Here is a 21,711-nt window from a genome sequence, read left to right as displayed (position 1 = left end):
ATAAGGAATCGAGCGTCACCGCGTTGCCGGCGTGCAGCATGTGCCGCGCCGGTTCCAAAGCATTGGAGACGGTGAATGATGCGTGACATGGCCGCAGGGCCTCGCGTACTTCTGAAACGGCTCCGCGAATTGATGGCGGAGCCCCTCGAACCGCAGGAGCGGCTCGACAGGATCGTGCGCGACATCGCCGCCAACATGGTGGCCGAGGTCTGCTCGCTCTACGTGCTTCGCGCCGACTCCGTCCTCGAACTCTACGCCACCGTCGGCCTGAACCCCAACGCGGTCCACCTCGCCCAGCTGCGCCTCGGCCAGGGCCTTGTCGGCACGATCGCGGCGAGCGCGCGCGCGCTCAACCTGTCCAACGCGCAGGAGCACCCGGCCTTCGCCTACCTGCCGGAGACGGGCGAGGAGATCTACCACTCCTTCCTCGGCGTGCCGGTGTTGAGGGCAGGGCGCACGCTCGGCGTGCTCGTCGTCCAGAACAAGACCATGCGCCACTACCGCGACGACGAGGTCGAGGCGCTCGAAACGACCGCCATGGTCATCGCCGAGATGATCGCCTCGGGCGACATCGCCCGGTTGAGCCGCCCCGGCCTCGAGCTCGATCTCACCCGGCCTGCGTCGTTCACCGGCAATTCCTTCAACGAGGGCGTCGGTCTCGGCCATGTCGTGCTGCACGAGCCGCGCATTGTCGTCACCAACCTGTTCAACGAGGACAGCGACGAGGAGATGCGCCGGCTTGAGGATTCGCTTGGCTCGCTCAGGCTCTCCATCGACGACATGCTGTCGCGCCGCGACGTCGCCTTCGAGGGCGAGCACCGCGAGGTTCTCGAAGCCTACCGGATGTTCGCCAACGACCGCGGCTGGGTGCGCCGCCTCAAAGAGGCGATCCGCAACGGCCTGACCGCCGAGGCCGCGGTCGAGAAGGTGCAGAGCGACATGCGCGCCCGCATGCTGCACATGACCGATCCCTACCTGCGCGAGCGGATGAGCGACTTCGACGATCTCGCCAACCGGCTGCTGCGCCAGCTGATGGGCCGCGGCCCCGAGACCATCGCAGCCTCGCTGCCCAAGGATGCCATCATCGTCGCCCGCTCGATGGGCGCTGCCGAGCTGCTCGACTATCCGCGCGACCGGCTGCGCGGCCTGGTGCTGGAGGACGGCGCACCGACCAGCCACGTCGTCATCGTGGCGCGCGCCATGGGCATTCCCGTCGCCGGCCAGATGAAGGGCGCGGTCTCCATGTCGGAGAACGGCGACCCGATCATCGTCGACGGCGACGAGGGCACGATCCACCTGAGGCCGCAGCCCGACCTCGAGGCGGCGTACGCCGAGAAGGTGCGCTTCCGCGCCCGCCGGCAGGAGCTCTACCGCGAGCTGCGCAAGAAGCCGTCCGAGAGCAAGGACGGAATCAAGGTCGATCTTTTGATGAACGCCGGCCTCGCGGTCGACCTGCCGCAGCTCGCCGAGGCGGGCGCCGCCGGCATCGGCCTGTTCCGCACCGAGCTGCAGTTCATGGTGGCCTCCACCTTCCCGCGCGCAGAGGCGCAGGAGAAGCTCTACCGCGACGTGCTCGACACGGCCAAGGGCCGTCCCGTCACCTTCCGCACCATCGACATCGGCGGCGACAAGGTGCTGCCCTACTTCAAGGGTTCGGTGCAGGAGGAGGAGAACCCCGCGCTCGGCTGGCGCGCCATCCGCCTCACCCTCGACCGTCCCGGGCTGCTGCGCACCCAGATCCGGGCGCTGCTCAAGGCCGCCGGCGGGCGCGAGCTCAAGGTCATGCTGCCGATGGTCACCGAGCTCGCCGAGATCGCCCAGGCGCGCGAGATCATCGACCGAGAGGTGCGGCATCTGTCGCGCTTCGCTCACCACCTGCCGACCAGCCTCAAGCTCGGCGCCATGATCGAGGTGCCGTCGCTCTTGTGGCAGCTCGACGAGCTGATGCAGGCGGTCGACTTCGTCTCGGTCGGCTCCAACGACCTGTTCCAGTTCGTCATGGCCGCCGACCGCGGCAACACCCAACTCGCCGACCGCTTCGACCCGCTGTCGGTGCCGTTCCTGCGCGTGCTCAAGCAGATCGCGGACGCCGGCGTGCGCAACCACACGCCCGTCACGCTGTGCGGCGAACTCGCCGGCAAGCCGATCTCGGCCATGGCGCTGATCGGCCTGGGCTACCGCTCCATCTCCATGTCTCCGGCCTCCATCGGCCCGGTCAAGGCGATGCTCACCGAACTCCCCCTTGGGGAGCTCAAGTCGTTCCTCGACGACAACCTTTCCGGCCCTGCGGCCAGCCTGCCCATGCGCGCGCTGCTCCAGGCCTTTGCGGACGACCGTTCCATACCCCTATGATTTCCCTGCCCCGCGACCGAATGGACCAAGTCGTCAAGCGATTCGACATGCTCGAAGCGCAGATGGCTGCCGGCCCCGACCCCGACGCCTACGTCAAGATGGCGTCCGAATATTCCGACATCCAGGATCTCGTCGGCAAGATCCGCGCCCTGCGCGGCGCCGAGCAGGAGCTGGCCGACCTCGACGCCATGCTCGGCGACAAGGGCACCGACGCCGAGATGCGGGCGCTTGCCGAAATGGACAAGCCCGAGGTCGAGGAGCGCATCGAGGGCCTGCAGCACGAGATCCAGGTCCTGCTGTTGCCCAAGGATGCCGCCGACGAGAAGAACGCCATCCTCGAAATCCGCGCCGGCACCGGTGGCGACGAGGCGGCGCTGTTCGCCGGCGACCTGTTTCGCATGTACGAGCGCTACGCCGCCTCGCGCGGCTGGCGCTTCGAGGTGGTTTCCGCCAGCGACGGCGATGCCGGCGGCTTCAAGGAAATCATCGCCGGCGTCTCGGGCAAGGGCGTGTTCGCGCATCTCAAGTTCGAGTCGGGCGTGCACCGGGTCCAGCGCGTGCCGGCCACCGAGGCCAGCGGCCGCATCCACACCTCGGCCGCAACCGTCGCCGTGCTGCCGGAGGCCGAGGAGGTCGACATCGAGATCCGCGCCGAGGACATCCGCATCGACACCATGCGCGCCTCGGGTTCGGGCGGCCAGCACGTCAACACCACCGATTCCGCCGTGCGCATCACCCACCTGCCCACCGGCATCATGGTGGTGCAGGCGGAGAAGTCGCAGCACCAGAACCGCGCACGCGCCATGCAGATCCTGCGCGCCCGCCTCTTCGACATGGAGCGCAGCCGCGCCGACGAGGAGCGCTCCTCCTCGCGCAAGTCGCAGGTCGGCTCCGGCGACCGCTCCGAGCGCATCCGCACCTACAATTTCCCGCAGGGGCGCCTCACCGACCACCGCATCAACCTGACGCTCTACAAGCTCGACCGGGTGATGATGGGCGAACTCGACGAGGTCGTCGACGCGCTGATCGCCGACCACCAGTCGAAGCTGCTGGCGGACATGGGACAGGACTAGGTTTGACGAGCCGGGTTCCTTCGCGCCCCCCTCTGTCCTGCCGGGGGCAACGTAGGGCGCTAGGCCGAACTCTCCTCGGAGTGGCCGTTAAATGAAACTTGCAGCACTCCACCTCGCCGCCCGCCGCCGCCTCGCCGCCGCCGGAATTTCCGATGCCGGCCTCGATGCCCGCCTGATCGTCGAGCATCTTACCGCCACCACCCGCACCGACGCGGTGCTGCGTCCCGACGCGCCGGTCCCGGCCGAAACCGCCCACGCGGTCGAGGCCGCCCTCGACCGCCGCATTGCCGGCGAGCCCGTGCACCGCATCCTCGGCTTCCGCGAATTCTACGGCATGCGGCTCGGTCTCTCGCCGGAGACGCTCGAGCCGCGCCCCGACACCGAAACCCTGGTCGACGCCTTGCTGCCCTTCGTCGGAGACACCGCGGCGCGCGAGGGCGTCTGCCGCATCCTCGACCTCGGCACGGGCACCGGCGCGATCGCGCTGGCGCTTCTGGCGCAGGAGCCGCATGCGGTCGCGACCGGCGTCGACGTCTCCGAAGACGCGCTCGCCACCGCTGCTGCCAACGCCGCCAGTCTCGGCGTCGCCGAGCGGTTCACGGCAAAAAAATCCGACTGGTTCGCCGGAATTACCGGCCGCTACCATTTAATCGTCTCAAATCCTCCCTATATTCCCTCATCAGAGATCGAGGATTTGCAGCACGAGGTTCGCAACTTCGATCCGCGCCGGGCGCTGGATGGCGGCCCGGACGGTCTCGAACCATACAGAGCCATTGCGTCGGGCTCCGCCCGCCACCTCGAAGAGGGCGGTTGCGTCGGCCTTGAGATAGGACACGACCAGCGACGCGACGTGACCGAACTGTTCGAGCAGGCCGGCTATGATCTGATCGCCCAGCACAAGGACTTGGGCGGCAACGACCGGGTGCTCGTGTTCAGACGGTGAAAGGCCTTGCGGCACTGCAAAAAACCGCTTGGCAAGGAATGTGAATGCCGCTAGGTTCCGGGCGACCGGATGAGACGAAGCAGGCAGTACTCTTTACGTTCGGTTTCCCAAGGAAACTTGCTGCCTTCTTGCGTAGACGACGCTCTAGCTTCGTGCGGGGATCGTTCGGCAGACATGTAACCGACAAAGGACGGCATGTGGCGCCAGCGCAGGCTTTGCGGGCGAACACCAGCGGAAGAACACGAACCGGCTGTTTCCGGAAGGGCAGCGGTTCGGAGCAAGATTTCAACACGAAGAGAATCTGATGAGGCCACAACAGCAGAACAGGCGCATGCGCGGGCGCAACAACAACAACAATAACAATAACAACAATAACAACCGCAAGGGACCCAATCCCCTCACGCGCAACTACGAGAGCAACGGTCCAGACGTCAAGATCCGTGGCTCCGCGCAGCAGATCGCCGAAAAATACGCAACCCTCGCCCGTGACGCGCAAAGCTCCGGCGACCGCGTGATGGCCGAGAACTATCTGCAGCACGCCGAGCACTACAATCGAATCATTGCCGCCGCCCTGGCGCAGATGCCGATCCAGCACCAGCAGCAGGCCCGCGACGACTTCGACGCCGACCTGGATGACGAGCGCGACGAGGAAATGGTCGGCAACGCCGCCGAACCTCAGCCCGTGCAGCAGCAGCCGCAGCCGGTCGCCAACGGCACCGGCCCGCAGCCCGAGATCGAAGGCACGCCTGCAGAAGTGGCGCTGAACCCCGAAGCCGCCGAAGGCCAGCAGCCGCGCGAGGGACGCCGTGAACGCGGCCGCAACCGCCATGAGGGCCGCCGCGGCGAGCGCCGCCATAACGACCAGCCGCAGGTCGCTGCCGCACCGGCCGAGGCCGCCGCGGCGGAAGCACCGGAGGCCGCCGTCGCCGAGGCCGCACCCGTGGCCGAGGCCGCGCCTGCCGCCGCGGCAGAGGGCGAGGCTGCTCCCGCTCCGCGCCGCACCCGTCGCCCGCGCCGTGGCGAGACTGCCGCCGAGCCGCAGGCCGAGGCTGGCAGCGAGGCGCCGGTCACCGTCGAGGGTTGATGCAGGCATCGCCAGGCCGGCGAAGCACTGTCTCGAAGCATTGCTGAGGATTGCGAAACGGCGGGATGAAAATCTCGCCGTTTTTGTTTTTTGACTTCGATCAAAGCTCCTTGAGGGATATCGTCCTACTCCCCATATCACGCCCAGCAGGGTCCGGCCCGATTGGGCGGACCCGTCACCTTGAACCAGACCGGTGCCGCAAAGCGGGCCGGCGACGGAGTGGAGACAGATATGAATATCGAGAAGTATTCCGAACGCGTGCGCGGTTTCATCCAGTCCGCGCAGACCTACGCCCTTTCCAACAATCACCAGCAGTTCACGCCCGAGCACATCCTGAAGGTGCTGATCGACGACGAGGAAGGCATGGCCGCCTCGCTGATCGAACGCGCCGGCGGCAAGGCCGGTGATGTCCGCCTCGGCGTCGAGGCGACGCTCAAGGCCATGCCCAAGGTCGAGGGCGCCAACGGCCAGCTCTATCTCGCGCAGCCCCTCGCCAAGGTGTTCTCGACTGCCGAGGACATGGCCAAGAAGGCCGGCGACAGCTTCGTCACCGTCGAACGCCTGCTCACCGCGCTCGCCGTCGAGAAGTCGGCCAAGACCGCCGAGATTTTGGCCAAGGCAGGCGTGACCGCCCAGGCGCTCAATCAGGCCATCAACGAGATCCGCAAGGGTCGCACAGCAGATTCGGCCAGTGCCGAGCAGGGCTACGATGCCTTGAAGAAATACGCGCGTGATCTGACTGCGGACGCCCGCTCGGGCAAGCTCGATCCGGTGATCGGCCGCGACGACGAGATCCGCCGCACCATCCAGGTGCTGTCGCGGCGCACCAAGAACAACCCTGTGCTGATCGGCGAGCCCGGCGTCGGCAAGACGGCGATCGCCGAAGGCCTGGCGCTGCGCATCGTCAACGGCGACGTGCCGGAAAGCCTCAAGGACAAGCAGCTGATGGCGCTCGACATGGGCGCGCTGATCGCTGGCGCCAAGTATCGCGGCGAGTTCGAGGAGCGGCTGAAGGCCGTTCTCTCCGAGGTCACCGCGGCCGCCGGCGGCATCATCCTGTTCATCGACGAGATGCACACGCTCGTCGGCGCCGGCAAGGCCGACGGGGCGATGGATGCGTCCAACCTTTTGAAGCCGGCGCTCGCCCGCGGCGAGCTGCATTGCGTCGGCGCCACCACGCTCGACGAGTATCGCAAGCACGTCGAGAAGGACGCGGCCCTTGCCCGCCGCTTCCAGCCGGTCTTCGTCGAGGAGCCGACGGTCGAGGACACCATCTCGATCCTGCGCGGCCTCAAGGAGAAGTACGAGCAGCACCACAAGGTGCGCATCTCCGACTCGGCGCTGGTCGCGGCCGCGACGCTGTCGAACCGCTACATCACCGATCGCTTCCTGCCCGACAAGGCCATCGATCTGGTCGATGAGGCCGGCTCGCGGCTGCGCATGCAGATCGATTCCAAGCCCGAGGCGCTGGACGAGATCGACCGCCGCATCATGCAGCTCAAGATCGAGCGCGAGGCGCTGAAGCTCGAGAAGGACGACGCGTCGCGCGATCGTCTCGAAAGGCTCGAGAAGGAGCTGGCCGGGCTCGAGGAAGAATCTGCCACGCTGACTGCCCAGTGGATGGCGGAGAAGGAAAAGCTCGGCCTCGCCGCCGACCTCAAGGGTCAGCTCGACGAGGCGCGCAATGAGCTCGCCATCGCCCAGCGCAAGGGCGAGTTCCAGAAGGCGGGCGAGCTCGCCTACGGCCGCATCCCCGAGCTCGAGAAGAAGCTCGTGGAAGCCGAGGCCCAGGAGAGCCGCGGCTCCATGGTCGAGGAAACGGTCACGCCCGATCACGTCGCCCATGTCGTCGAGCGCTGGACCGGCATCCCGGTCGACAAGATGCTCGAAGGCCAGCGCGAGAAGCTTTTGCGCATGGAAGACGAGCTGGGTGTCCGCGTCGTCGGCCAGGGTGAGGCCGTGCAGGCGGTTTCCAAGGCCGTCCGGCGTGCCCGCGCGGGCCTCCAGGACCCGAACCGGCCGATCGGCTCGTTCATGTTCCTCGGCCCGACGGGCGTCGGCAAGACCGAGCTCACCAAGGCGCTCGCCGATTATCTCTTCGACGACGAGCATGCGCTGGTCCGCATCGACATGTCCGAATTCATGGAGAAGCACTCCGTGGCCCGGCTGATCGGCGCGCCTCCCGGCTATGTCGGCTATGAGGAGGGCGGCACGCTGACCGAGGCGGTCCGGCGCCGGCCCTACCAGGTCGTGCTGTTCGACGAGGTCGAGAAGGCGCATCCGGACGTGTTCAACGTGCTGCTGCAGGTACTCGACGACGGCCGCCTGACCGATGGTCAGGGCCGCACCGTCGACTTCCGCAACACGCTGATCATCATGACGTCTAACCTCGGCGCCGAATACCTCGTCGGTCTCGGCGAGGGGCAGGATGTCGACGAGGTCCGCGACGAGGTCATGGGCGCGGTCAAGGCGGCGTTCCGGCCGGAGTTCCTGAACCGCATCGACGAGATCGTGCTGTTCCACCGCCTGCGCGAGCAGGACATGGACAAGATCGTGGCAATCCAGCTCAAGCGGCTCGAAAAGCTGCTCGCCGACCGCAAGATCACGCTCGAGCTTGCGCCCGACGCGATCGAGTGGCTGGCGCACAAGGGCTACGACCCGGCCTACGGCGCCCGTCCGCTCAAGCGCGTCATGCAGAAGGAACTGCAGGACCCGCTGGCCGAGCGCATCCTCGGCGGCGAGATCCTCGACGGCTCGACCGTCAAGATCACGGCGGGCTCCGACCGGCTCAACTTCCGCTCCAAGGCGGGCGTGGTGACGGAAACCGACGCTGCTGCTTGAGGTGGCGAACTGGCTCTTCTGGAAACAGCAAGGGCCAGTTCAAATCGGCTCGACCGGAACCAAATCATTGATGTTCGCGGCGTTTTCTGCCCGCAGATAGGCGCGTGAGAGAATGACCGCGGACATGATGATCTGATATCCGTTAATGGCAGTGCTGATCATCGCGCTGACCAGGAAAGCGAAATCAAAGCCACCTGCTGCCGGGAAAAAGTACTCGCCGGCCCCAAGCCAGATGACCGAGGCAGCAACGGCTGCAAAGTGTACAATGCTCATCAAGCCGAACGACAGAAGTAGCCGAGGGAACGTATAGAAAAAGCTGACGCTCCCGCGGCGCCCGGCGGCTGCAAACGATTTGTCGCTCTGCATCACGATGGCGGGCAACATGGTTCCCCACTTTGCGAATACCAAGGCTGCAAACAAGAACAGCGACAAAACGGCGATGGCAATGACGCTGGTCCTTCCCAAGGCGCCTCCAATCAGGAAAATGATCAGAGCGAGCACTGGCGCGCAGGAAGTTATTCCCAAGGCAATTGTTCGAAACGCAAAGCTAATGAAGTATCTTGGATCCTTGCTGTGCAGTTCCCGCATGGCTTCTGCCGTGCTGAGGCGCGAAAGGACCGACAAATGTGCTGGGATCGCCAATATCATTGATGCGAATACGAGCGCGATAGTGTTTCCGGACGTCATCTCCATTGTTTCTTGTATTGCAAGGAAAATCAGAATTGCTGCGCAATAAGCCAAGACGTAAGCGGCATCTTTTTTCATGATTCGGAACGATGCGGACCAGATGTTTCCATCATTTTCCATCGGCGGTTTCCTTGAGCGCTGCTAGGATGAAGCATGCGCGAATCTGACATCATGAGCATGAAAGTAAAGCCAGCCTTCTCGCCGGAGAACTTGAAGGATGTGCAGGGAAGCATTTGACAATGACTCTCGACGAATACAACGGCTTCTGCGCCTCGCTGCCGCACACCACGCATGTCGTGCAGTGGGGCGGCGCGCATGTCTGGAAGGTCGGCGGCAAGGTCTTCGCCATCGGCGGCTGGAGCGACGGCGACGGCCTCGCCGTCACCTTCAAGGTTTCCGACATGGCCTATGACGTGCTCAAGGAGCAGCCGGGTTTGCGCCCCGCGCCCTATCTCGCCTCGCGCGGCATGAAGTGGATCCAGCGCCGCAGCGGCGAGAGCATGGATGCCGATGCGCTCAGGGACTACCTGCGCGAGAGCCACCGCCTCATCGCCGCCAAGCTCACCAGGGCGGTGCGCAAGGACCTCGGCATCCCGCTCTAGAACCCGCCGCCGATGCCGCGGTACCGGTCATTTTCATGCCCGGTTCATGTTGGAAGGGTTAACCAGTTTGGTGAATAAGGAGTAGCGGGCGGCGGAACGCTTCGCCCGCACAGGCATTGGAAAGCCAGTTACCGGAGAGAACGGCGACCATGTTGCGCAGGATCATCGTGCTGTCGGCCCTTCTGGCCGGCGTATCGGCCGGGCATGCGGCGGGCTCCGTCGTGCCTGAGGACGGTCGCGGCGAAGCCGCGTCGCCTGCCGGCGCCGTCATGCTGGCGCAGGCCACCGACTACGAGGTTTTCTACGACGGCCGCGGCAACCGAGTCATCGTCGATCCCTACACCGGCAAGGTCGTCGCCGTGCAGCCGCCCGGCTCGCGCATGAGCCGCGAGGCGCTGCGCCGCGAGACGCGCCGGCAGGAACTGCGCGGTGACTACCGTGACGGCGACGTCCTGCTCGATGGGCCGGTCGACGGCGCCTATTCCGACGACTATCCGGCACAGCCCTCCGACCCCTACGCCGACGACTATGGCAACGATCCCAACGCTTTCCCCGAGGCGCCCGGGCCGCGCGTCGTCGAGCGCGAGCCGCTGCCCGGCACGGACGACCAGCTTGCCGTGCGCGAGCCGCCCACCATCACCGAAAAGGCGATCGAGCCCTCCATCGCCGTGCGCGGCCGCGACGACATCGCCGCCCTGCAGATCCTGCTCGACCGCGCCGGCGCCTCGCCCGGCGTCATCGACGGCCGCTTCGGCTCCAACGTCGACAAGGCGCTGGCCGCCTACAACGAGCTGACCGGCACGAGCCTGAAATCCACCGACGCCGAAGGCATCAGGCAGGCGCTGGCCGAGAGCGGCGGCGACGCCTTCGGCTCTTACACCATCACGCCGGAGGATGCCGCCGGCCCCTATGTCGCCTCGATCCCCGAGGACTACGGCGAGAAGGCCAGGCTCGAGCGGATGAGCTTCACCTCCGTGCCCGAGATGCTGGCCGAGCGTTTCCACATGGACGAGGCCTATCTCAAGGCGCTCAACCCCGAGGCCAACTTCAACCGGCCGGGCACCATCATCAAGGTCGCCAATTTCGGCAAGCTGGTGAACAAGCCGGTGGCGCGCATCGTCGCCGACAAGGGCCTGAAGCAGGTCCGCGCCTATGACGAGGCCGGCAAGCTGGTCGCCGCCTATCCGGCCACCATCGGCTCGACCGACACGCCTTCGCCCACCGGCATCCATGCGGTGTCGCGCGTCGCGCTCGATCCCAACTACACCTACAACCCCAAGATCAATTTCAAGCAGGGCGAGAACGACAAGGTCCTGACCATCCCGCCGGGGCCGAACGGTCCGGTCGGCTCGGTGTGGATCGCGCTCGACAAGCCGACCTACGGCATCCACGGCACGCCCGAACCCTCCAAGATCGGCAAGACCGCCAGCCACGGCTGCGTGCGCCTGACCAACTGGGACGCGCGCGAGCTCGCCAGGATCGTCAAGGCCGGCGTGCCGGTCGAGTTCATCGAGTAGGCAGCTTCCCGGTTCGTCAATGCGCCGCCGCACGGGTGCCCCGCAGTGAACGGCACCGGGGCGAGGAATTCGCCCCGGTGCCTCCATGGGGTCGATCGCCTATTTGGCGGTCGCAGCCTGCTCGATGACGTCTGCGACGACCTGCGGGTTCGATACATAGACCGCATGGCTGCCGGCGACTTCAGAAACGGTCGCACCCATGCGCTTGGCCATCTGGCGCTGCGCCGGCGGCGGGATCATGTGGTCTTCGGTGGCAACGAGGTAGTAGCTCGGCTTGCTCCTCCAGGCGGGGTCGCTGACTGCGCCGGCAAGCGCCTCGACGCCCCACGGCATCTGCGAATCCGCCATGAAGGCGACGGCTCCGGCATCGACGTCGGCCGCGAAGGCCGCCGCGAACTTGGCCTTGTCGAGGAACAGGAACCCGTCGACCGGAGGCAGGATCGGCGGCACCGCAGCCCCGGCCGGCGGATTGGCGATCAGTGTCGAGACGGACTCGCCCTTGTCCGGGGCGAAGGCAGCGACATAAACGAGCGACGTCACCTTCTTGTCCGTGCCGGCCTCGCTGATGACGACCCCGCCATAGGAATGGCCGACGAGAACGACCTCGCCGTTCTGCGCGGCGATGGCTCGCCTGGTGACGGCCACGTCATCAGCAAGCGTGGCTGTCTGGTTCTGGACGACGGTCACGTTGTACCCGTCCTTCTTGAGGATGTCATAGACACCCTTCCAGCTGGAGCCGTCGGCGAAGGCGCCATGAACGAGTACGACGTTCTTGGCACCCGTCGGCGCTGCCTGGGCCGGGGCGAGTGCGGATGTGGCAAGGGCGACTGCCGCAGCGGCAATAAGGATCTTGGACATTTCGCTTTCTCCTTTTATATCACGATAATCATTATCGCGATAATTAATCGCTATGCCATGATCACGCCCTTGTAAAGTGATTTCTTATCGCGATATCTATTTTTGTGGTAACGGGTGGAATCGAGCATGGAGACCGCTATGACCCACCCACGCACCCAGCCGCTGGACAGCCAGCTTTGCTTCTCGATCTATTCGGCCTCGATTGCCGTCAATCGTGTCTACAAGCCGATGCTGGACGAGTTCGGCGTCACCTATACGCAGTATCTCGTGCTCAGCGCCCTATGGGAGAGGAATGGCCTCACGATCACGGCCATCGCCGACAGGCTGGGGCTGGAACCGAGTACCATCACGCCGGCTGTCAAGCGCTTGGAAGCCGCGGATTTTGTCGAGCGCCGGCGCAGCGTCTCGGACGAGCGCCAGGTGGAGGTGTACCTGAGCGACAAGGGCAGCAGCCTGCATGCCAGCACGGGCTGTCTGACGGAAGCGCTGTTGCGTCATTCGGGTTTCACTCCCTCGGAGCTGCTCGAACTGAACCACAGGATCCAGGTCCTGCGCGATGGGTTGAGAAAGGCTGTCGAGGAGCAGGGGAACTGAACCGTCCGCACCGGCGCCGGTGCGCCTGCCACCTCGTCGTGTCCGCCCCTGCATGATCGCCGCCGCCGGCAAGCAAAATTTAACCATATTTGTCCACCCTTTGTCAGTCACTGGTCAAAGTTGGGGACAATCCGGAAGTCTCGCAGCCACGGTCGCCCGTCGATCCGAAGGCCCATGCCGGCTCACCGGTTTGCTACGCGTTTGAGTAAGATCGTTCCTGCGCAGTCACTGCGCCGCCTGTTGCGTCCGTTGCTGATCACCTCCCTGGGCACCGCCTTCGCGGGCGCCGCCGTCTGGTCGGTGGCCGGCATGGTGGCGGTCGGCAGCGCCGCCGCCTTCGGTCCGGGCCAGCTCATGCCCAGGCAGCATCACCACAGCCTGAAGCAGGCCAAGGTGCGGGCGCCGGTCGCCTATGTCAGCACCGACAAGGCGGCGCGGACGGTCATCTCCAAGGCGCATCCCGCCGTCCTGGCCAGCGTCGCCGGTAGCATCGGCAAATCCGCCCTCCATGCCGAGGCCGGCCACGCCACGCGCTTCGACGCCGTGGTCAGCCGGGCGGCCTTGACCTCCGAAAGGCTCGCCGCCCTGTTCGCGCAAACCGACAATCCAGGGGATGTCGCCGAAGTCCCGGCGGCGGACCGGTTCGCCTCGCCGGCCGAAGGCGTTCGAGGCCAGGCCCTGCTCGCCTATGCCGATCCCGCGGCGGGCGCCGATGCCGGTACCGCGCTCTCCACCCTCCTGGTCGGCCCGGAAGGCGAAGGTGCCGCCGCCGCCCAGGATCCCGATGCCGAGGCCGACGCGACTGCTGCGGTGCCGGTCTATGAGGAAACGCCGTCCGACGGCCCCCTGCCGCAGCCGAGCCCGCGCGCCGGCCAGTCCAATGTCCAGCCGGAAACTGCGGCCGAGCCGAAGGCCGCGGCCGGCAACTCCGGCGAGGCCGAACCGGCCAGGCCGCAGGCCGTCGCCTCTGCGCGGCCCGACGAGCCGGCGCAGAAGAAGAACGGCGGCAGCCTCGGCCAGTCGCTCAGGAGCCTGTTCGGCGGCGGGACGCGGGCAGGCAATGGCGTGGCCGTCTACGACATCAGTGCCGCCAAGGTCTACATGCCCGACGGCAGCGTGCTCGAGGCCCATTCGGGCATCGGCAAGATGGCCGACGACCCTCGCTACGTGAACGTCAAGATGAACGGCCCGACGCCGCCGCACACCTATAATCTCAGGATGCGCGAAGCCCGTTTCCACGGCGTCGAGGCGATCCGCATGCTGCCCGTCGACGGCAGGAACAAATACGGCCGCGACGGCTTCCTCACCCACAGCTACCTTTTGCGCGGCGGTCGCGAGGAATCGCACGGCTGCGTCGCCTTTGCCGACTACCCGCGCTTCCTCGCCGCCTTCAAGGCCGGCAAGGTCAAGCAATTGGTGGTGGTGCCGAACGGCGGGCGCGAGAGCTTCCGCCTCGCCTCCAACGGCAAGACCATCTGACGCCGGTGCTGCAGCGCCGACTGGGTCTAGCCATCGGCTGCCGCTTGCCGCTATGAGGCACGGGCAAGAGCTTTCCGGCAGGGGACACCGCGTGAAGACCGTTTTCCGATCGATCCTGTTTGCGGCGTGTTTGGCGGCCTGGCCCGCCCATGCCGAATGGAAGCCGGTCGAGAAGATCGAGCCCTATGCCATTTCGGGCAAGACCGGCCCCGAGCTCTATGCCTCGATCGGCGAGAACGGCCCGAAGGCCGGCAACGGCATCCGCACCATCGCCTACACGGACTTCAAGCTGACCTGGCAGCGCAAATACGAGCCGCAGGCCGACGGCGCCTGCACGCTGGTCTCGGCGAGGCCCAAGCTCATCGTCACCTACCGGCTGCCAAAACCGTCCGGCAGCCTGCCGGCCGCGGTCGGCAAGAACTGGGACGTCTTCGCCGCCGGCGTCCACAAGCACGAGCAGGTGCATGGCGAGCACATCAAGGAGATGGTCAAGGCCATCGAGGCCGTCAGCATCGGGTTTTCGGCGCCGGCCGATCCGAAGTGCCAGAAGGTCCGCGCCGAGCTCACCAAGCAGCTCGCGGAATTGTCGCTCGCCCAGCGCCGGAAGAGCAGCGACTTCGACCGCGCCGAAATGAGCGACGGCGGCAATGTCCACCGGCTCATCCTCGATCTGGTCAACGGCGGATAGGGCATTTCGCAGCCAGGCGAGATCGTCTGGCGTCGCACCAATGCGGCCAAGAAAAGAAGCTGGCCAGGGCGGCGTGACTGCATTCGTCGGAATGCCCGCCGCTGGCATTTCCGCTTCTCTTCTGTTCGCGGAAACGCTCTATCTCTTTGTTTTTGCGCAATTCCGGATGGAAAACCGCTGCCCACTTTTCCTGGGTGGCCGCCACGCCGCTCGTCGCGGCCCCTGTCAGTTCACGCTGGCGGTGCCCCGTAAGGCCAGTTCCACCAGCCGGTCGAAGCCGTCGCCAGTGCCGGCGATGCGCGCGGCCATGGCGTCGGCCCCGCCGAGGAAGGCCAGCTGCTCGGTGTATTTCATCTGCGTCCCGGCGCCGTGGGCGGCGAATTCGAGGGTCGCGAGCGAGGCCGAGATCCTTTGGCCGCCCATGCTCATCTCGAAGCCGTAGATGATGCGCTGCCCCGGCAGGATGTCGAAATAGTCGGCGCGGAAGGCCAGCTCGGCCCCGTCCGGCATGCGCCAGCGCTTGCTCTCGATGCCGCCCGTACGGAAGTCGAACACGTCTTCCAGCACGCGCCAGTCGAGATGGCAGTCGTTCCAGCGCCGCTTGAGTTCCTGGTCCGACCAGAAGCGGAAGGCATGCCGCGGGCTCGCCGGTAGTTCGCGTTCGATCACGAAGGTGGTGTGCAGGACCGGGTTCATGAAGTGCCGTCCTCCTCGGGAAACGCCTTCATCGCTTCGGCAAGCCGGTCGAAGGCCATGTTCATGGCGGCCTTGCGCGCCCGCACCCATTCGTCCATCTCGCGGAAGGCGTCCGGCTGCATCGAAAAGGTGCGTGTCCGCCCCACCTTCCGGGAGACGACGATGCCGCCGTCCTCCAGCACCTTGAGGTGCTTCAGCGCCGACGGCAACCCCATGTTGATCGGGCCGGCCAGCTCCTTGACCGTGGCGGGACCGAGGCTCAGCCTTTCGACCATGCCGCGGCGGCCCGCATCGGCGAGTGCGGTGAACATGCGGTCGAGCGGGGCGGCTTCGATCATGCCAGCGCCTCCTCTGCCAGGAAGCGTTGCGGCATCGCCTCGCGATACGGAAACAGCGCGAAATATGGTCTGGCTTCGGCGAGCACGCGCTGCACCGACGGCCGCGCCAGAAGGCGTTCGAAATAGGCGGCGAGGTTATTCTGGTCGCTGCCGAACGGATGCACGATCGAGGCGAAGAACAGGACGGGTGCCGCGGCGCAATCGGCGATGGTGAAGGCCTCCCCGGTTGCCCATGTCCGCCCCTCGAGCTGCGTTTCGATCACCGCGTAAGCCGTGTCGAGCGCGCGCCGGGCATCGGCGACGCCGATCGCATCGTTGCCGCCTTCGGGCCTCAGCCGGTCGGTGACGATCTTCTGCATCGGCACGCCGACATGGAGATCGAAGAAGCGATCCCACAGCCGGGCGTCGAGGCGCTGGTCTTCGTCCACGGGCAGGAGCGGCACCGGTCCCGGATAATGCCGCTGGACATATTCGATGATGATGCTCGTTTCCGGCACCACGCGACCGCGCGCCGCGTCGTGCAGCACAGGGATCTTGCCGACCGGCCACCTTTCCATCAGCGCCGCAGCCTGGCCGGGATCGCCGAGATCGACCGTCACCGGGCGGAAGTCGGTGCCGTTCTCGTAGAAGGCGATCAGCACCTTGTGGCAGAAGGAGGCGAGGGGATGGATGTAGAGCGTCAGGGTCATCGCGGGATGTCTCAAACAGTTTCCGTATGCGGAAACTATCGCGGGTATTTCAGCCCGGCAAGAAAAAGTTTCCGTGGCCGGATACTGTTTGTGGGGAGAGGGCAGCGAAACGCACAGGGGGTGGCAGCGATAAGCGCTTTCGTCATCCCAGGGCGAAGCAGGCGCATTGGCGCCGTCGCGAAGACCCTGGGATCCATGCCGTGACGTTTGTTCGTATGTGGAGATATTGTCCACGGGCGAGCGAAATTTACCCTCCACCGTCGTGATCCTTCTCACCCCCCTCTGTCCTGAGCCTGTCGAAGGGCCGGACATCTCCCCCACAAGGGGGGAGATTGGCAGTTCCGCCGTCACGCCCGTTTCTGCCGGCTCTCAGGGCAATTCTCCTGCAACGCTGGTGGTTTGGAGGGGCGTTGATGACGGCCCAATCTCCCCCCTTGTGGGGGAGATGTCCGGCAGGACAGAGGGGGGTGGGACGGAATGAGGCGCTGAAGGTTTGCTTCCCGAAGCGGCTTCAGACGTCCGCCAGTTTGTCAGGAACTCTGTCAGCAGACCGCGTGGAGAAATCTTGCCGTTTTTCCACCCCTCCAAAACCTCCGGTATTCTTGTGCCATCGCCCTTGTCGGGACCTGGTGCGCACCGGGTGTCAGGAAGGGCGGCGGTGACCTCCCGCCACGGCTACGGTAGCCGTGGCTCCGAGGGCCCGTCGACAGGCCGGCGTCGTCCGGCGCGCGCCGCAAATGGCGGGTGCCGGAGGATGCGGAGAAGCCGCGGGTTCAGGCCACGAAAAGACCGTGGGACGGACCTGTGACCGGTCGACCGAGGGACAGACACCGGGCGGGGCGCGAGGTTCGCGCCACGTACAAAACTATCGGACGGCTCGGCCGCGCGCCCCGCTTCCCGAACTTTTCACCACAATGGCCAGACCGGAAACGGGGCGTGGCAATGGATAGGCATGCGGGACAGCGCCCCCCTCTGGGCTGCCGCCCATCTCCCCCGCAAGGGGGGAGATTGGGCCTTCATCAAGGTCCCGACCTTAAGGAGAGGCAGAAAAGGGCGGGACGCCGAAGCTGCCAATCTCCCCCCTTGTGGGGGAGATGTCCGGCAGGACAGAGGGGGGTGGGAAGGAATGAGGCGGTCGCGGCGCTTCTCCCCCCTTGAGGATCGGAGTGGGGCCACCCTGAGACCGCGAGCCGCCCTGGCTCCGACAAATCGTGCCGCTGGGTCACTTCACGTATGGGAAAGCTCGAAATAGGGTTCCTGCCATGAATCAGCCAGCCGCCGCCGCGTCCGCCCCCGCCTTCTGCCCGCCCGAAGCGCGGCGCTATGTGCTGGTGTCGGCGATCCTCGCCTCCAGCATGGGCTTCATCGACGGCTCGGTGGTGTCGCTCGCAATGCCGATCATCCGCGAGGATCTCGGCGCCTCGCTGGTCGACGCGCAGTGGATCAGCAACGGCTACATGCTGTTCTTGTCGGCGCTCGTCCTGCTCGGCGGGGCCGCCGGCGACGTTTTCGGCGTGCGCAACATCTTCGCGCTCGGCATCCTCACCTTCATGGTCACCTCCGCGGCATGCTCGCTCGCGGTCGACGCCGACATGCTGATCGTCATGCGCGCCGCCCAAGGCGTCGGCGCGGCACTCATGGTGCCGGGCAGCCTCGCCATCATCGCCAAGTCCTATCCCAACGAGACGCGCGGCAAGGCGATCGGCCAGTGGGCGGCGTTTTCGTCGCTGACCACGGCGATGGGGCCGTTCGTCGGCGGCATGGTGCTGTCGTTCGGCGCCGAATGGATGTGGCGGCTGATCTTCGCCATCAACGTGCCCATCGGCCTGGTCGCGCTCTACATGCTGTTCTCGAAAGTGCCGCAGGACCGGCCGTCGTCCAGGCGGCGGCTCGATGTCGGCGGCGCGCTGCTCGCCACCGTCGGCCTCGGCCTCATGGCCTGGGGGCTGACCGCGCTCGGCCTGCCGGCGGAAGCGCGTGCCGTCTCGCCCTGGGCCTGGATCGCCATCGGCGCCGCGATCTTCGTCGCCTTCGTGGTCTGGGAGAAGAGGGCGAGGGCGCCGATGGTGAAGCTCGAGCTGTTTCGCTCGCGCGCCTTCACCGGTGCCAACCTCTACACGCTGATCCTGTTCTTCGCCTTCAACGCCGTGCTGTTCTTCCTGCCGATGACGGTGATTTCCGGCTGGGGCGCGTCTGAATGGGAGGCAAGCCTCTTGTTTCTGCCGCTGTCTTTGTTCATCGGCGCGTTCTCCAGCCGCTCGGGCAACCTCGCCGATGCGATCGGTCCGCGCTTGCCGCTCACGGTGGGGGCCGCGATCGTCGGCCTGTCCTATGCCGGGCTCGCACTCACCATGCCGCTGATGCTGCTTTGGCAGGTGACGTTCCCGATCCTGCTGCTCAAGGGCATCGGCATGGCCATCGTGGTGTCGCCGATCTCGGCGGCGGTGATGCGGGCGACCCCCGACGAGGACACCGGCCTCGCCTCCGGGATCAACAATGCGCTGGCGCGCGCGGCCGGGCTGATGGCGGTCGCCGCGCTCGGCGCGGTGGCCGGCATCGTCTTTGCCGAGGTCCTGGGTACGACCGCGGCCGGGGTGGAATTCGGCGCGCTGACGGCCGCGCCGCTCGAACCTGCGGTGGAGGCGCTGCGCGTCGAGGCGACCAACCGGGCCTTTTCGGCGATCGCCTGGATCGCGGCGGCGATGTGCTGGCTGTCGGCCCTTGTCGCCTGGTTCACCCAGCCGTCATGGGCGAGGAAGGAGAAGGCTAGCCGCTGACCTTGTCGGTGCTCGCGACCTTGAGCGCGTCCTCGTTGCCTTCCTTGAGCAACTCGTCGATACGCTCGCGTTCCTTCGTGAACGCCTCGAGTTCGCCGTCGGCGAGAACACGGCCGGTGGGCAGGCGCACACGCATCGGATCGACCTTGGTGCCGTTGACCATCAGCTCGTAGTGCAGGTGCGAACCGGTCGACAGGCCGGTCGTGCCGACATTGCCGATGACCTGTCCCTGGCGCACCCGCGCGCCGGCAACGACCTCGGGGGCGATCCGGCTCTGGTGGTTGTAGGACGTCACGTAGCCGTTGGCGTGGCGGATGATGGTCTGCTTGCCGTAGCCGCCGGCCCAGCCCGCCTTCTCCACGATGCCGTTGCCCGGCGCGATGATCGGCGTGCCGGTCGGGGCGGCCCAGTCGACGCCGGTGTGCATCTTCACATAGCCGAGGATCGGGTGCTTGCGCGCGCCGAAGCCGGAGGTGAAGCGGGCGTTGGGGACGGGGTTGCGCAGCAGGAACTGGCGCGAGCTGCGGCCGTCCTGGTCGAAATAGTCGGCCGTGCCGTCTTCCATGCGGAAGCGGTAGAAGTTGCGCGTGTTGCCGCCGAAGGTCGCCGAGACATACAGGAGCTCGGAATCCTCCGACATCTGGTCGTCGCCGTTGGGCTGCGAGAAGAACACCTCGATGCGGTCCGACGGATTGAGCCGCGACTGGAAGTCGACGTCGGAGGCGAGCAGCCGCACCAACTGCTTGGTCATGTCCTCCGACATGCCGTAGGAATAGGCGGCCCGGTAGATCCCGTCATAGATGCTGGGCAGGGCGCCGCGCGAGGTGGTCACGGTCGGCGTGCTCTCGAAGGCAGTCGCCAGCTCGGGATTGGGTTCGGGCTCGTTGCCGGGCACGAACTGGCCGCGGTCGTCGAGCGCGATGGTCAGCACATGCTGGGTGCGGTCGTAGACGCTGGTGCGCACGATCTTGCCGGCGTCGCCGCGCACCTCCAGCCCGACGCGCAGCACGGTGCCGGCCTTGAGCGCGGTCGCATTGAGCAGCCGCGAGACGGCGTTGGCCATGCCCTTGGCGTCGTCGCCCTCGTAGCCGGCGGTCGCGAGCGCGTCGACGATCTTGCGGTCGCTCTCGAAGGGGATGATGTCCTCGGCATAGGACAGCGTGTTGATGTCGATCTCCTCGCGCACCGAGACCGACAGGTTCTCGGGCACGATCCTGATGCCGTAGGAGCCGGCCAGCGTCTGGTCGGCGAAGGCGTCGCCGAAGCGCTGCGGATCGACGTAGTGCAGCGCGGCGACCTGGATGTCGCCTTCGGTCAGGTTGCCGCCGGTATCGCGCACCACCTTCTCGACCTCGGCGGCCGACATGGCGCTGGTCTCGTCGAAGGCGGCCGTCTCGATCGGGAAGTCGACCGTCTTCAGGCTCATCTCGCTCTCGACCTTGACGCCGTAGATCTGTCCGGTCGGGGCGGAGGAAGCCGGCTGGGCGCTGCCCTCCTCGGCAAACACGCTCAAGGGGTCGAAAGGCGGATAGTTGCGCGTCGACGGACGGTTGGCGGCGAGCGCCATCTTGATCTGGACGAAGGGCATGGTGCGGACGACGTCGCGGTCGCCGACCTTGGTCATCATCGACACTTCCATGCGCCGCCGGTCCTTGGCCTTGGCAATCTGGCGCAGCGGCGCCACCCGGGCGGTCTTGGCGCGCTCGCCGGAATCGTTGCCGGCGGCCGTGCTGGCGAGTTCGGCGATCTCGGGCGGGGTGGCCAGCTTCTCGCGGCCGTCGAGTGCGGCGAACAAGGCGACGCCCATCAGCACGCTCGAAGTCACGCCGGTCAGGAAGGTGCCCGACAGCCAGCGGGCCGACACCTCGCGCCGGTCCGGCGGGCCGGCGCGACCGTCCGCGATCAGCGGCGGCTCATTGCCGAGCTCGGCTATGGTCTGGTCCGTATCCTGCATCCAGTACGGCTAAAGTCCCCGACGCTTGGCGCCCATCTGCTTTTGAATGCCAAGACATTTGCCTGTCATGGCCGCCCAAGTCAACGAAGCGGCGGATACCGTGCCGGAGCCGCAATCGCTCTCCTATATATAGAGAGCGTTCAAGCGCCGGCCCGGCCGCGCTTCGCGCCCTGGGACACAACGAGACTTTCGCCTGCATTGGGGCGGGATTGAGGCTGGGCGGTCGAGGCGGGCGTTGTCCACCGTTGTGGAGCCGGCTTCGCAGCATTTGCCGCATCAGAAGCTGGAAGCTTTGCCCCGATCGAGTGCTTCGCGCCGGCTGAACGAGACCGATTTCGTCCGAATTGCTGTGACCTTATGGGCAGCTTCCCGTCCAGATTGCGGCTTGTCTTTGGGTCGAGGGTGTGTGTTTGCAGTTTCTTGGTGGGCCTTACGCAGGGTTTTTAAGGGGTCTGGGTTTTTGTCGCAAAAAATTCGCAAAAGTCGGAAAAAGGTCGTTGACAGTTTGAAGGGGCGGCGACTATATACGCCTCAACAAC

Annotated in this window: 17 protein-coding genes; 11 read left to right on the top strand and 6 right to left on the bottom strand. The window is 66.1% G+C overall.

What is annotated here, in order from left to right; all coding sequences use genetic code 11:
- The first annotated feature begins 78 nt into the window (after positions 1 to 78).
- The 5 genes from ptsP to clpB all read left to right on the top strand — a co-directional run bounded on the left by ptsP (position 79) and on the right by clpB (position 8,293).
- Entirely contained in the window at positions 79 to 2,352 is a 2,274-nt protein-coding gene (gene ptsP, locus AmiPiv_RS20960) for a phosphoenolpyruvate--protein phosphotransferase (protein ID WP_340040760.1), read from the top strand.
- On the top strand, positions 2,349 to 3,425 hold the full coding sequence (gene prfA, locus AmiPiv_RS20955; RefSeq protein ID WP_340040504.1) for a peptide chain release factor 1: 1,077 nt from the start codon (positions 2,349 to 2,351) through the stop codon (positions 3,423 to 3,425). The genes ptsP and prfA overlap by 4 nt, the downstream gene beginning before the upstream one ends.
- A gap of 91 nt (positions 3,426 to 3,516) precedes the next feature.
- Positions 3,517 to 4,368 (top strand): peptide chain release factor N(5)-glutamine methyltransferase, encoded by an 852-nt coding sequence (gene prmC, locus AmiPiv_RS20950; protein WP_340040502.1) that lies wholly within the window; start codon positions 3,517 to 3,519, stop codon positions 4,366 to 4,368.
- A gap of 304 nt (positions 4,369 to 4,672) precedes the next feature.
- The gene (locus tag AmiPiv_RS20945; RefSeq protein WP_340040500.1) at positions 4,673 to 5,452 is read left to right on the top strand and encodes a DUF4167 domain-containing protein; all 780 of its coding nucleotides are present in this window, start codon (positions 4,673 to 4,675) and stop codon (positions 5,450 to 5,452) included.
- A gap of 231 nt (positions 5,453 to 5,683) precedes the next feature.
- A complete protein-coding gene (clpB, locus tag AmiPiv_RS20940; protein ID WP_340040498.1) occupies positions 5,684 to 8,293 on the top strand; it encodes an ATP-dependent chaperone ClpB in 2,610 nt (869 codons plus the stop codon).
- A 39-nt stretch (positions 8,294 to 8,332) separates the two neighbouring features.
- Here clpB and AmiPiv_RS20935 read toward each other — a convergent pair whose 3' ends face one another.
- Positions 8,333 to 9,100, bottom strand: a complete 768-nt coding sequence (locus AmiPiv_RS20935; RefSeq protein WP_340040496.1) for a magnesium transporter — start codon at positions 9,098 to 9,100, stop codon at positions 8,333 to 8,335.
- Positions 9,101 to 9,219: 119 nt separating this feature from the next.
- Between AmiPiv_RS20935 and AmiPiv_RS20930 the strand changes: the two genes are divergently transcribed.
- Together AmiPiv_RS20930 and AmiPiv_RS20925 are read left to right on the top strand one after the other, a co-directional pair.
- Positions 9,220 to 9,582 (top strand): MmcQ/YjbR family DNA-binding protein, encoded by a 363-nt coding sequence (locus AmiPiv_RS20930; RefSeq protein ID WP_340040494.1) that lies wholly within the window; start codon positions 9,220 to 9,222, stop codon positions 9,580 to 9,582.
- Between the two features lie 149 nt (positions 9,583 to 9,731).
- Positions 9,732 to 11,099 (top strand): L,D-transpeptidase family protein, encoded by a 1,368-nt coding sequence (locus AmiPiv_RS20925; protein ID WP_340040492.1) that lies wholly within the window; start codon positions 9,732 to 9,734, stop codon positions 11,097 to 11,099.
- A gap of 99 nt (positions 11,100 to 11,198) precedes the next feature.
- Here the strand turns inward: AmiPiv_RS20925 and AmiPiv_RS20920 are convergent, their stop codons facing one another.
- The gene (locus AmiPiv_RS20920) at positions 11,199 to 11,957 is read right to left on the bottom strand and encodes an alpha/beta fold hydrolase (protein ID WP_340040490.1); all 759 of its coding nucleotides are present in this window, start codon (positions 11,955 to 11,957) and stop codon (positions 11,199 to 11,201) included.
- A gap of 138 nt (positions 11,958 to 12,095) precedes the next feature.
- Between AmiPiv_RS20920 and AmiPiv_RS20915 the strand changes: the two genes are divergently transcribed.
- The 3 genes from AmiPiv_RS20915 (at position 12,096) to AmiPiv_RS20905 (ending at position 14,718) form a co-directional block, all read left to right on the top strand.
- Positions 12,096 to 12,551 carry a MarR family winged helix-turn-helix transcriptional regulator gene (locus tag AmiPiv_RS20915; RefSeq protein ID WP_340040488.1) on the top strand — a complete coding sequence of 152 codons (456 nt, stop codon included), beginning with the start codon at positions 12,096 to 12,098 and terminating at the stop codon, positions 12,549 to 12,551.
- A gap of 201 nt (positions 12,552 to 12,752) precedes the next feature.
- Positions 12,753 to 14,030: a tlde1 domain-containing protein gene (locus AmiPiv_RS20910; RefSeq protein WP_340040486.1), complete on the top strand. Its 1,278-nt coding sequence runs from the start codon at positions 12,753 to 12,755 to the stop codon at positions 14,028 to 14,030.
- Positions 14,031 to 14,082: 52 nt separating this feature from the next.
- Positions 14,083 to 14,718, top strand: a complete 636-nt coding sequence (locus AmiPiv_RS20905) for a DUF922 domain-containing Zn-dependent protease (protein WP_445206986.1) — start codon at positions 14,083 to 14,085, stop codon at positions 14,716 to 14,718.
- 225 nt (positions 14,719 to 14,943) lie between these two features.
- On the opposite strand, the gene AmiPiv_RS20900 is transcribed toward AmiPiv_RS20905, so the two are convergent.
- The 3 genes from AmiPiv_RS20900 to AmiPiv_RS20890 are packed head-to-tail and all read right to left on the bottom strand — an operon-like array spanning position 14,944 to position 16,441.
- Positions 14,944 to 15,414, bottom strand: coding sequence for an SRPBCC family protein (locus AmiPiv_RS20900; protein WP_340040483.1), 471 nt, complete (start codon positions 15,412 to 15,414; stop codon positions 14,944 to 14,946).
- Positions 15,411 to 15,752: an ArsR/SmtB family transcription factor gene (locus AmiPiv_RS20895; RefSeq protein WP_340040481.1), complete on the bottom strand. Its 342-nt coding sequence runs from the start codon at positions 15,750 to 15,752 to the stop codon at positions 15,411 to 15,413. Before AmiPiv_RS20895 ends, AmiPiv_RS20900 begins: the two co-directional genes overlap by 4 nt.
- Positions 15,749 to 16,441: a glutathione S-transferase family protein gene (locus AmiPiv_RS20890; RefSeq protein WP_340040480.1), complete on the bottom strand. Its 693-nt coding sequence runs from the start codon at positions 16,439 to 16,441 to the stop codon at positions 15,749 to 15,751. Before AmiPiv_RS20890 ends, AmiPiv_RS20895 begins: the two co-directional genes overlap by 4 nt.
- Before the next feature lie 1,262 nt (positions 16,442 to 17,703).
- Between AmiPiv_RS20890 and AmiPiv_RS20885 the strand changes: the two genes are divergently transcribed.
- Positions 17,704 to 19,218, top strand: a complete 1,515-nt coding sequence (locus AmiPiv_RS20885) for an MFS transporter (RefSeq protein ID WP_340040479.1) — start codon at positions 17,704 to 17,706, stop codon at positions 19,216 to 19,218.
- Here AmiPiv_RS20885 and AmiPiv_RS20880 read toward each other — a convergent pair.
- Complete coding sequence (locus AmiPiv_RS20880; RefSeq protein WP_340040477.1) at positions 19,208 to 21,172, bottom strand: M23 family metallopeptidase; 1,965 nt, start codon at positions 21,170 to 21,172, stop codon at positions 19,208 to 19,210. The genes AmiPiv_RS20885 and AmiPiv_RS20880 overlap by 11 nt on opposite strands.
- Between the last annotated feature and the right edge of the window lie 539 nt (positions 21,173 to 21,711).

Source organism: Aminobacter sp. Piv2-1 (assembly GCF_037625995.1).
Classification (GTDB): Bacteria; Pseudomonadota; Alphaproteobacteria; order Rhizobiales; family Rhizobiaceae; genus Aminobacter.
Note: the sequence above shows the minus strand (reverse complement) of the source record. Positions and strands in the feature narration are given on the sequence as shown.

Bases quoted from the DNA above. Each gene is read 5' to 3' on its own strand.
- ptsP (WP_340040760.1), top strand. From the start codon at position 79: ATGCGTGACATGGCCGCAGGGCCTCGCGTACTTCTGAAACGGCTCCGC.
- prfA (WP_340040504.1), top strand. From the start codon at position 2,349: ATGATTTCCCTGCCCCGCGACCGAATGGACCAAGTCGTCAAGCGATTC.
- prmC (WP_340040502.1), top strand. From the start codon at position 3,517: ATGAAACTTGCAGCACTCCACCTCGCCGCCCGCCGCCGCCTCGCCGCC.
- AmiPiv_RS20945 (WP_340040500.1), top strand. From the start codon at position 4,673: ATGAGGCCACAACAGCAGAACAGGCGCATGCGCGGGCGCAACAACAAC.
- clpB (WP_340040498.1), top strand. From the start codon at position 5,684: ATGAATATCGAGAAGTATTCCGAACGCGTGCGCGGTTTCATCCAGTCC.
- AmiPiv_RS20935 (WP_340040496.1), bottom strand. From the start codon at position 9,100: ATGGAAAATGATGGAAACATCTGGTCCGCATCGTTCCGAATCATGAAA.
- AmiPiv_RS20930 (WP_340040494.1), top strand. From the start codon at position 9,220: ATGACTCTCGACGAATACAACGGCTTCTGCGCCTCGCTGCCGCACACC.
- AmiPiv_RS20925 (WP_340040492.1), top strand. From the start codon at position 9,732: ATGTTGCGCAGGATCATCGTGCTGTCGGCCCTTCTGGCCGGCGTATCG.
- AmiPiv_RS20920 (WP_340040490.1), bottom strand. From the start codon at position 11,957: ATGTCCAAGATCCTTATTGCCGCTGCGGCAGTCGCCCTTGCCACATCC.
- AmiPiv_RS20915 (WP_340040488.1), top strand. From the start codon at position 12,096: ATGACCCACCCACGCACCCAGCCGCTGGACAGCCAGCTTTGCTTCTCG.
- AmiPiv_RS20905 (WP_445206986.1), top strand. From the start codon at position 14,083: ATGAGGCACGGGCAAGAGCTTTCCGGCAGGGGACACCGCGTGAAGACC.
- AmiPiv_RS20900 (WP_340040483.1), bottom strand. From the start codon at position 15,414: ATGAACCCGGTCCTGCACACCACCTTCGTGATCGAACGCGAACTACCG.
- AmiPiv_RS20895 (WP_340040481.1), bottom strand. From the start codon at position 15,752: ATGATCGAAGCCGCCCCGCTCGACCGCATGTTCACCGCACTCGCCGAT.
- AmiPiv_RS20890 (WP_340040480.1), bottom strand. From the start codon at position 16,441: ATGACCCTGACGCTCTACATCCATCCCCTCGCCTCCTTCTGCCACAAG.
- AmiPiv_RS20885 (WP_340040479.1), top strand. From the start codon at position 17,704: ATGAATCAGCCAGCCGCCGCCGCGTCCGCCCCCGCCTTCTGCCCGCCC.
- AmiPiv_RS20880 (WP_340040477.1), bottom strand. From the start codon at position 21,172: ATGCAGGATACGGACCAGACCATAGCCGAGCTCGGCAATGAGCCGCCG.